The organism is Pseudomonas sp. HY2-MNA-CIBAN-0224 (genome assembly GCF_040310285.1).
GTDB classification, from domain to species: domain Bacteria; phylum Pseudomonadota; class Gammaproteobacteria; order Pseudomonadales; family Pseudomonadaceae; genus Aquipseudomonas; species Aquipseudomonas helleri.
Genome location: NZ_JBEOPQ010000369.1, coordinates 1 through 292, shown reverse-complemented (window position 1 = coordinate 292; position 292 = coordinate 1). Strand labels below are relative to the sequence as shown.

Here is a 292-nt window from a genome sequence, read left to right as displayed (position 1 = left end):
GGTTAATGGTATTAACGTTTTAACTTGCTGAGATAAGCACAGTGTACTTCATGGTGTACTTACCACACATATTCTATTAGTGATTGGTGCGATTCAGGTTAAGGAGAGCTGCGCCGCTATTCGTTTTTCCCATTCAGAGTTAGAAATGAAGCCAATATTTTCTGACTTTATTTCTTCTAAAATAGTATAACAAGCACTAAGCTGGTTAATAGTATTGATGATCTCAGTTTTTTGACGTTTCGCCTTAGTAAGTTTTTCGGAAATAGTAATTAAATCTTTATCAATATTGAGA

Annotated in this window: 1 protein-coding gene; it reads right to left on the bottom strand. The window is 33.9% G+C overall.

Annotated features, from left to right (window positions below; genetic code table 11):
• Nucleotides 1-93: 93 nt before the first annotated feature.
• On the bottom strand, nucleotides 94-292 hold a 199-nt coding region (locus AAEZ03_RS26780; RefSeq protein WP_350582823.1), incomplete at its 5' end, for a hypothetical protein.